Origin of the sequence: Psittacicella gerlachiana, from assembly GCF_003585965.1 — a bacterium.
GTDB classification, from domain to species: Bacteria; Pseudomonadota; Gammaproteobacteria; order Enterobacterales; family Psittacicellaceae; genus Psittacicella; species Psittacicella gerlachiana.
Window position 1 is genome coordinate 1 of sequence record NZ_NRJF01000061.1, and the last position, 8,513, is coordinate 8,513.

Sequence of the window (8,513 nt, forward strand, 5' to 3'; positions counted from 1 at the left end):
AACTTATACATATGTATAACTAAACTCTACAACTTATTAATTTAAATACTAATTTACAAAAAGTAACCTTCTTAGCGGTAGAAAAATTTTTCTAATTTTTTTCTGATTTTTTATATTAAAGGTTTTTTATTTAATCTTTAACAAAAAATTTGAACCATTAATATAACTTTTAAGATTCATGTCATTTTAACTATGTAACACAAAAAAAGTACCCTGAAAGTTTTCAAGGTACTAAACTTTATGTCGATTTACTTTGTTATCTTTGTAATTATTTAGCTAGTTTTGCTTCACGGCGAATTTTTATTTCTTCAAACACCGCTACAATACCAAGAAGTACTGCACATAATACCGCAGCTACATCTAAAGCAAGGAAGGTTCCTGTCCATCCTGTTTGTCCAAAAATTGGATAGCCATCGGCAATTAAACCTAAACCTAATTTAGCAAAAGAATCTCCCACTAGGTAAGCAAAGGTTCCTTTAATCCCATCGGCTACCGCTACGGCTTTTTTCGGAACAAAGCCTACAGCAGCTACCCCTATTAAGAGTTGAGGACCAAAAACACAAAAACCTAACACAAACAGAGCTATATAAAGAGTAGTAACACTAGAAGCATATTGGTAATAGCTGAGAGTAAAGATGATAATAATTAAAGCTAAAACCGCAATAGCACAACGTCTACCTTTAATGAGATCAGAAAATAAGCCCCAAAGTAAGGTTCCAATTAAAGCTCCCGCTTCAAATACTGTAAATCCATGAATTGCCACTTCACGACTAAAGCCTAACTCTTCACGAGAGTACACTGGAGCCCATTGGTCAATCCCAATACGTACAATGTATAAGAAAATATTGGCAATACAAAGCAACCAAATTACTTTATTAAATAACACGTATTTTAAGAAAATTTGGAATTTGCTCATTTGCTTTTCTTCGGCTTGACGGTCTTCTTCAGACTCTTGCTCATTAAAGAGTTCTTCAGCTGTCCCTAACCCATAAGCTTCTGGGGAGTCATTCCCAATGCAAAGACCGATTACTCCGATAATAATCGCTACAATAGAAGGGAAAATAAACATCCCAATCACATTGCCATCAAAGAACACATTTGCACCAAATAAGGCTACGCCAGCTGCAAACATACCTCCGAAGTTATGTGACATATTCCAAAGTCCAAGGAAAAAGCCTCGTTTTGATTTTGGTGTCCATTTCGTAATGGTCGAATACGAAGAAGAACCACCACAAGATTGGAAAAACCCTGAGAGGGCATAGAAAGACACCATTAAGAAAATTGCAACACTACCACCACCTAAAGAAGCGGAAAAGCCCAGCATACAAATGGCAGAAAGTACTAGCATTAATGGTAAAAATTGTTTAGTATTTTTACCATCAGCAAAATAACTAAGGACGGTTTTACCAATACCATAGGTAATTGAGAAACCTAAACCTATTAAACCTAATTCAGTCTTAGTAAGACCATAATCGGCAATCAAATCCGTTTGAGCAACATTATAATTCTTACGAATTAAATACATTGCCATATAACTCACAAATACTACCAAGTAAGACATCATAAAAGGTTTAAACCACATACGACGTCTTTCCTCTACCGGTAAATCTAAAGTTGGAATCCGCTTTTGTTGTAAGAATTTAAACATAAGACACCTAAACCACAAAGCAACTAGTTGCTTTTGGCTTCTCCTCCATTGATTTTCATTTAAGTTTCTCTTTACACCCCAACAAGCAATAAACTTACCATGTAAAAAACTGGGGCAAAAAAGAGATTAAACAAAACTAACTACTATAACCAATGACTCTTACTTAGGGAATTAATTCTAGTTTTGCTTAATCTCTCTGAGGTTTATATGCTGATTTTTTATATGTGGGGATAAGCAAATGTACTTTGCGTCCTATTTGCTTTCTGACTTTATTATAAAAAGCCTCACCTATGATAAAAAATGATTTTTTCTAAATTGCGTCATGAGTCGCAAAATCTTATCAAAAACCTAAAAAATTTAGGGGTATTCCTTAAAATCTTAGACCAATACCACTCAATAATGATCAGTAACAATCAATTTACCACGTAAAAATTTTATCTTAGCATTTAGAATAAATCTTTATTCTCGAAAATAAATTTATGAAAAATAACCACTATCAATAAATCATATACCGAAATAATAAAAAAATTATTTTCCTTTAATTTTGTAAAAAATTTATCTTTGCCCTTAAACTTTTTTCAGAAAAAAAGAAAACACAAAAAAATTCTTAAAGTTTTGATCGTTAACAATCAAAACTTTAAGAATCTTCTTTACTTGTTGAAAGCATCTGTAAATTTAAGCTCGCTAAATCTTTTCCTGAAACCTCATCAATTAATTTACACTTAACTTCTTTACCTGTATCTACATCAATCAATTGATCTTCACATACGCCACCAAGATGCTTTATTCCCCACTGACGCATAAGAATTAGAATTTCTCCTAAATCTCTTCCTACCGGAGTAATGGTATAAGCATAACGTGCTGGACGCTGACTATAAAGTTCTTTTTGTAAAATATTGGTTGCCACTAAATTATTTAAACGCTTAGTCAGCATAGTTGGAGCTATCTGTAAAGCTTTACGTATATCTTCAAAACGATTATTCCCTAAAAAAATCTGTCTGATGATTAATAAATTCCAAGAATCACCAATGATTTTAGCTGCCGTTTCGATAGTATCAAATTTATTTTTATCCATTTTGTGTATCTTAAGTTTTATAAAAACCCTTGTATTATATACCAAAAATCCTAAAAATCGATCCCCTGCCCTCTAGTCACTACTAAAAAAGTATTGACTTTTATTTTTACCCCTCCTATAATGTAACTATCAAAAAAGTATTAACAACATAAATAAAAAGTAAAGGGAAACCTAAACATGCAACAAAACAACCAAACAACAAATGTATTTTCACCTCTTACTTTACCAAATGGAGTTACTTTAAAAAATCGTATCGTTAAAGCAGCCATGGCCGAAAACCTTGCAAGCTATGGTCAACTTCCTGATCAAAACTTTAATACTCTATATAAAACTTGGTCACAAGGCGGTACAGGTCTACTTATTACCGGTAATGTAATGGTAGATAACAATGGCGTAAGTGTTGCCGGAGACGTAGTTCTCAATAAAGATCAACCTCTTGCTCCTTTTAAAGCTTGGGCAAAAGCAGCCCAAGCAGGCGGTAGCAAGGTAATTATGCAAATTAACCATCCAGGACGTCAAGCTATGGCTGGACTCGGAAAACATAGCTATGCCCCTTCGGCAATTCCTCTTGAAATAGGTAAAATGAGCAAAAAATTTGTACAACCTCTAGCTATGACTGCAGAACAAATTGAACAAACTATTACTAACTTTGTTTAGGCTGCTTTATTAGCTGAACAATCGGGCTTTGATGGAGTACAAATTCACGCTGCTCATGGTTACTTAATTAACCAATTTTTATCACCACTAGCAAATAAACGTGAAGACCAATGGGGTGGTTCATTAGAAAATCGAGCAAGATTCTTACTCGAGATTACTAAAAGAATTCGTAGCCAAGTAAAACCTAATTTTATTGTCGCCGTAAAACTTAACTCTGCCGACTTCCAACGTGGTGGTTTTGATATTCATGATGCTGAAAAAGTAGTTTTAATGCTCAATAAATTAAATCTCGATTTTATTGAACTTTCTGGTGGGACTTATGAATCTCCAAGTTTAATGGATGGCTCGACCAAAGATGGTAGAACCCTAGCTCGAGAAGCTTACTTCTTAGAATTTGCCGCACAAATTGCTAAAATTGCCACAATGCCGGTGATGACTACAGGAGGCATTCGTACTTTAGAGATTGCCCAAGAAGTAATTAAGCAAAATGTTGATCTTGTAGGGATCGCAACCCCACTTGTCTTCGATCCTAATCTTCCAAATTTATGGCAACAAGGGCAAGAGATTATTGGGAAAAAACCAGGATATCATCTCAAAGATAAAGCTCTTAGTGGTTTTTTAAGTATACTTGCGATCCAAGATAATATTAATCGTCTTGCAAAAAACAAATCTACCAAACTCAAACCAAACTTTATCCTAACGCTAATTAAAGGGCAATTCCATGCTTACCGCAAAACCAAAAATTATCGTAAATGGATTAAAAGTCTCGATAAAGCTTAAGTAAGCAGCAAAATAATCATATCTCATCCAAATATAAAAGTATCCAGCTTTTTGCTGGATACTTTTATATTTAATACTGAAAAACTTTCTTTATCTCTCTTTGCACTTCAGGAGATAAATCATCAAAAGTTTTTCCGTTATCAATCATATACTCAAAAAGATCAACCATCCCATCTAATTTCCCACCTCTACATAAATAACCATATATAATTTTTGTATTTCTTCCTGCGATCACTGGAGATTGATCATTACACTTGGCAAACATTGAAGGATCATTACCACTAAGAGAAGGAAACAAATTTTTAGAAATATATTGATTTGTATTCCAACTTAGACCGAAATAAAACACAGAATCCCTACTATAACGACTTCCATATTTTCCTTGAGAATTCCAAATGGAATCAGCTGAATATTGATTACAATTCAGACAACCAAGATACTCATAGCTCCCATGGTTATAACCATAAAGATCTATAGGCTCAGCCTTTACCGCAAGAACACTCGAACTCAAGAGAAGTAAAGCTCCTAAAAATTTTAATTTTTTCATACATGTATTATTTTAAATTTGAGACTATACTTACATTATACGCATTTTTTAAACATAGAAAAACCTCGGATCTCTCCGAGGTTTTTCTTAAGTAAATTAACGAGCTACAACAACTACGTTTAATTTAACGTTTACATCAGCGTGTAAGTGAACTAATACTTCGTGTTCACCTAATTCACGGATTGAACCACCGTTTACACGAACTGCTGATTTTTCAACTTTAACACCGTATGCATCTAATACATCAACGATGTCACGTGTAGTTACAGAACCGAATAAACGACCTTCTGAACCAGCTTGAACACCGATTTCTAAAGTACCGATTTCTTCTATTTTCGCAGCTACTGCGTTTGCTGCTGCTAATTTTTCAGCTGCAACTTTTTCTAATTCTGCACGTTGTGCTTCGAATTTAGCACGGTTTTCAGCTGTCGCTAATACTGCAATACGTCTAGGTAATAAGTAGTTACGAGCATAACCATTTTTTACTTCAACTTCAGTACCAACTGAACCTAGATGTGCTACTTTATCTAATAAAATAACTTTCATTTAAATATCTCCGGTTGATTACTGATTGTCAGTATAAGGGATTAAAGCTAAGTAACGTGCACGTTTAATTGCACGAGCTAATTGACGTTGAGTTTTAGCATCAACACCTGTTAAACGACTAGCAACGATTTTGCCAGATTCGTTAACGAAATTCTTTAATGTAGCAACGTCTTTGTAGTCAACTTCAGCAACTAATTCTGGTTGACGTACCATTTTACGACGACGAACAAAACGAGCCATTTGGCATTGTCTCCTAATTAATAAATCTTTACAATGATTGTTGTTCAGTACGGGCTAGCATATCACCCGCTTTAAAATATCTCACTCTCAGATAGTTCGTGATCTCATAGATCTCTATATATAAATATCTTCATAATAGATCTTTCTTGATCTTCTATCTCTATCTCATCAGGTTGGAAACACTCTGACACAGTGGACTATTGTCAAGCGTAGAAAAAGACAAATTATGCTTCTTCCTCGTCCTTATTAAATTCAACAATCTCTACTTTTTGGGCGTGTAAGATGAGTTGAGTATCACCTTTGCGACTTTTATGCGCTGAGATGAACCCAGTACAACGTACATTTGTACCAATTGTATATGAGTCTGTTTCGTTTACAAGCTCTTGACCGCTAACTAATACAGCTAATCTTAACCAAACTTTACGGCGTAAGCCTACTTCTTCGAAGCGTTCAGATTGGTGCTGCATTGTCCATTGGCGGTGAGGTATTCCAGATGGAGAGATAATCTTTTGTGGCTCTACACAAATAGTGCCATCAATTGTGATTTCATTTTCCACTTTAAATACTCTCTATAAATTATTCAGCAACTACTGCTTTTTCTTCACCTTCTTTAGCTAATGGAGATGGAGTAGTTACAGCTTCATCTACACGTAATACTAAAGAACGAATTACCGCATCAGAATAACGGAAAGTGTTCTCTAGTTGGCTGATTACATCAAAAGTAGTCTCAACGTTCATTAAAACGTATGTAGCCTTGTAGATTTTATTAATTGGGTATTCTAAATTACGACGACCCCAGTTTTCTAAACGGTGAACTTTACCACCTTTTTCAGTTACCATTGCAGTGTAACGTTCGATCATTGCAGGAACTTGTTCAGATTGGTCTGGGTGAACCATGAATACGATTTCGTAGTGACGCATTACTGATCCTTACGGTTTAAAGCCTTCCAGATAGCTCTCATATCTATAAAGGCAAGGATTAAAACAATTGAGAGCCGAAATAAAATTTCAGTTAACGTTAATTTAAAAACTCATCTAATTACAAGAAAATTACGTAAAATTATTTTCTAAATTAATTATTGATTTTTTAGCATTTAAATTAACGGCAATATTATAGCAAAGATTTTTATTTTTAGGAAATTTTTTTTCTTTGCCTTTTTGTTTGAGTAACATAGCCCCAAAAGTTAGTTCTAACTTTTGGGGTCATATTAAGTGTCATCGTAAAACTAAAAATTAAATATTCAATTCCTCTAAATAATCAGCACATTCTTGCAAGCAAGCTTTAAGTTTACGTCTAAAGCCTCGATTTAAGACAAAACTAAAATGTTTATCGAGAGGCGTGACTCCTACTTCTAGTTCTATTGCTTTAACTTCACCTAAAGGTGTAGGTAATCCTGTTTCCCATTTAAAATCTTTCCCCGTACCAAAGATGTTTTCTTTAGCGTACTTAAACTCCTGTAATTCTTGTAACCATTCTCCAGGTAAATAAATCGCTTCAATTAAATCTTGATCTTGGTCACTCTCTAAAGTATGAGGATGAACTCCAGCTGCATTAAAGGTCGTAGTTTTTACTTGAGCGACACAAGCAAAAACAGCAGCTAAACCACCTCCTAAAGAATGCCCTATCCCATAGACTTGCTCTTTTATTGGACTTAACTTTACTTTCTTTCCTAGTTTTACTGCTTGCTGATAATACTGCGATTCTACTCCCAAAGCTTGTTGAAAATTATTTTTCCAGTCTTGCCAAGAGTAAAAGTCTGTTCCTTTAAAGCAAATATAATATCTTGGAAATTCTTCTCTCCATATTTGAGGATCTTTTTTAAAGACTCTTACCTTAAAATTAGCTTCGGGAAGCACTAAATCTTCAGGGGATAAATTTAACCTACTTAACTCCTCAACAGAGCTACTTATATCGATAAATCCTGCTGGCGTCATCTTAGGGGTATAAGTATAATCGGTGAGCAAACATAACACGGTTAACCTCCAGGTTTGTTCTAACTCTTGAGCTAAAACTTGAGCTTGAGGTTGCGAACTAGCGTTTAATTGAGTCAATAATGCTGTTACTTGCTCTAATTCTTGGGGAACTTCAATCCGTGCTAATAACACTTGATTTATAAAGTCCTTGGTTGATTGTTTGAGTTTTTGTTGCTGTTGTACCAAAAACTCTTCAGGTTTCAACCAAAATCTCGGTTTGGCTTTCTGCGGTCTCGACTTATGCTCAGCTCTAGTAATTTGTGCTTTTGCCTCTTCACCTAAACTATTCTGAGCAAGGTTTTTTCTATTACTTTGTTGCTCTTGCTTATTCAGTTTTGTTTGCTTAGTTGATTTTGTTTGCTCGGTTGATTTCGTTTGACGGGGTTGTTTATCTTGCCCTAGAGTTGATACTGTCTCTAGTAATAACTTGGATTCTAAATCATCAGTCTTTTTTGCCATCTTTCTCCCCCTTTTTGTACTTAGTATACCCTATCCCCAAGAATTATTCTGCTTAATAAACCTCAACTTACCTACTCTTAAACTCTAAGCGTCACACCATATGCACTTTTAGGTTTGATGTCAAGATAACTTTAGGGTTCATAATAGAGTTTATCTCATACGATACAAAAAATAAATAAAGAAAAAGACAAGTGAAAATTATCACCTGTCTCAGCCTATTCTACTTTCATTGTGTTGTTTGTATAAATACGTTCCTCTACGTATTTAAATTTACTACTCGCATTTACACATGCCTAGTAATAAAGATATATGATCAAAAAGATCAAATTCTGAGTTATGCGAGAAATTAATCTCTCCACAACTATAGATAAAATTCGGAAAAAGTTAGAAAGATACTATTTACCTTTCTAACTCAGTTTTAAAGATTAAGATTTGATTTTAATTTAAGGTTTGAAATATGAATAAAATTTTAATAATTGCCGTTTGTTATCTGGGAGTATTTTTATTAACTTGATTTGTGTTTTGTTATTTATGTTTATTCTACAATTATTAATAACTTTTTTAGTGTGTTTTTTGTTGTTTTGCTT

General features: G+C 34.1%; 8 protein-coding genes and 1 pseudogene. 1 reads left to right on the plus strand and 8 read right to left on the minus strand.

The window, feature by feature from the left end; translation table 11 throughout:
• Positions 1-268: 268 nt before the first annotated feature.
• Together uhpT and CKF59_RS02625 are read right to left on the minus strand one after the other, a co-directional pair.
• Positions 269-1,648, minus strand: a complete 1,380-nt coding sequence (gene uhpT, locus CKF59_RS02620) for a hexose-6-phosphate:phosphate antiporter (protein ID WP_119534433.1) — start codon at positions 1,646-1,648, stop codon at positions 269-271.
• A gap of 637 nt (positions 1,649-2,285) precedes the next feature.
• Complete coding sequence (locus CKF59_RS02625) at positions 2,286-2,723, minus strand: winged helix-turn-helix transcriptional regulator (RefSeq protein ID WP_119534434.1); 438 nt, start codon at positions 2,721-2,723, stop codon at positions 2,286-2,288.
• A 177-nt stretch (positions 2,724-2,900) separates the two neighbouring features.
• Here CKF59_RS02625 and CKF59_RS08000 point away from each other — a divergent pair.
• Positions 2,901-4,160: pseudogene (locus CKF59_RS08000) on the plus strand (NADH:flavin oxidoreductase/NADH oxidase family protein).
• Positions 4,161-4,230: 70 nt separating this feature from the next.
• Here the strand turns inward: CKF59_RS08000 and CKF59_RS02635 are convergent.
• From CKF59_RS02635 to CKF59_RS02660, 6 genes are all read right to left on the minus strand, one after another.
• The gene (locus tag CKF59_RS02635) at positions 4,231-4,707 is read right to left on the minus strand and encodes a hypothetical protein (protein ID WP_119534435.1); all 477 of its coding nucleotides are present in this window, start codon (positions 4,705-4,707) and stop codon (positions 4,231-4,233) included.
• Between the two features lie 96 nt (positions 4,708-4,803).
• The gene (rplI, locus tag CKF59_RS02640) at positions 4,804-5,253 is read right to left on the minus strand and encodes a 50S ribosomal protein L9 (protein ID WP_119534436.1); all 450 of its coding nucleotides are present in this window, start codon (positions 5,251-5,253) and stop codon (positions 4,804-4,806) included.
• Positions 5,254-5,271: 18 nt separating this feature from the next.
• The gene (gene rpsR / locus CKF59_RS02645; protein ID WP_119534437.1) at positions 5,272-5,493 is read right to left on the minus strand and encodes a 30S ribosomal protein S18; all 222 of its coding nucleotides are present in this window, start codon (positions 5,491-5,493) and stop codon (positions 5,272-5,274) included.
• 224 nt (positions 5,494-5,717) lie between these two features.
• Entirely contained in the window at positions 5,718-6,050 is a 333-nt protein-coding gene (priB, locus tag CKF59_RS02650; RefSeq protein WP_119534438.1) for a primosomal replication protein N, read from the minus strand.
• A gap of 19 nt (positions 6,051-6,069) precedes the next feature.
• Entirely contained in the window at positions 6,070-6,414 is a 345-nt protein-coding gene (gene rpsF / locus CKF59_RS02655) for a 30S ribosomal protein S6 (protein WP_119534439.1), read from the minus strand.
• Between the two features lie 312 nt (positions 6,415-6,726).
• On the minus strand, positions 6,727-7,926 hold the full coding sequence (locus tag CKF59_RS02660) for a Tle-like phospholipase domain-containing protein (protein ID WP_119534440.1): 1,200 nt from the start codon (positions 7,924-7,926) through the stop codon (positions 6,727-6,729).
• Between the last annotated feature and the right edge of the window lie 587 nt (positions 7,927-8,513).

Excerpts from the sequence above, each read along its gene's own strand:
- rpsF (WP_119534439.1), bottom strand. The coding sequence starts at position 6,414 with ATGCGTCACTACGAAATCGTATTCATGGTTCACCCAGACCAATCTGAA.
- CKF59_RS02660 (WP_119534440.1), bottom strand. The coding sequence starts at position 7,926 with ATGGCAAAAAAGACTGATGATTTAGAATCCAAGTTATTACTAGAGACA.
- CKF59_RS02635 (WP_119534435.1), bottom strand. The coding sequence starts at position 4,707 with ATGAAAAAATTAAAATTTTTAGGAGCTTTACTTCTCTTGAGTTCGAGT.
- rpsR (WP_119534437.1), bottom strand. The coding sequence starts at position 5,493 with ATGGCTCGTTTTGTTCGTCGTCGTAAAATGGTACGTCAACCAGAATTA.
- uhpT (WP_119534433.1), bottom strand. The coding sequence starts at position 1,648 with ATGTTTAAATTCTTACAACAAAAGCGGATTCCAACTTTAGATTTACCG.
- rplI (WP_119534436.1), bottom strand. The coding sequence starts at position 5,253 with ATGAAAGTTATTTTATTAGATAAAGTAGCACATCTAGGTTCAGTTGGT.
- CKF59_RS02625 (WP_119534434.1), bottom strand. The coding sequence starts at position 2,723 with ATGGATAAAAATAAATTTGATACTATCGAAACGGCAGCTAAAATCATT.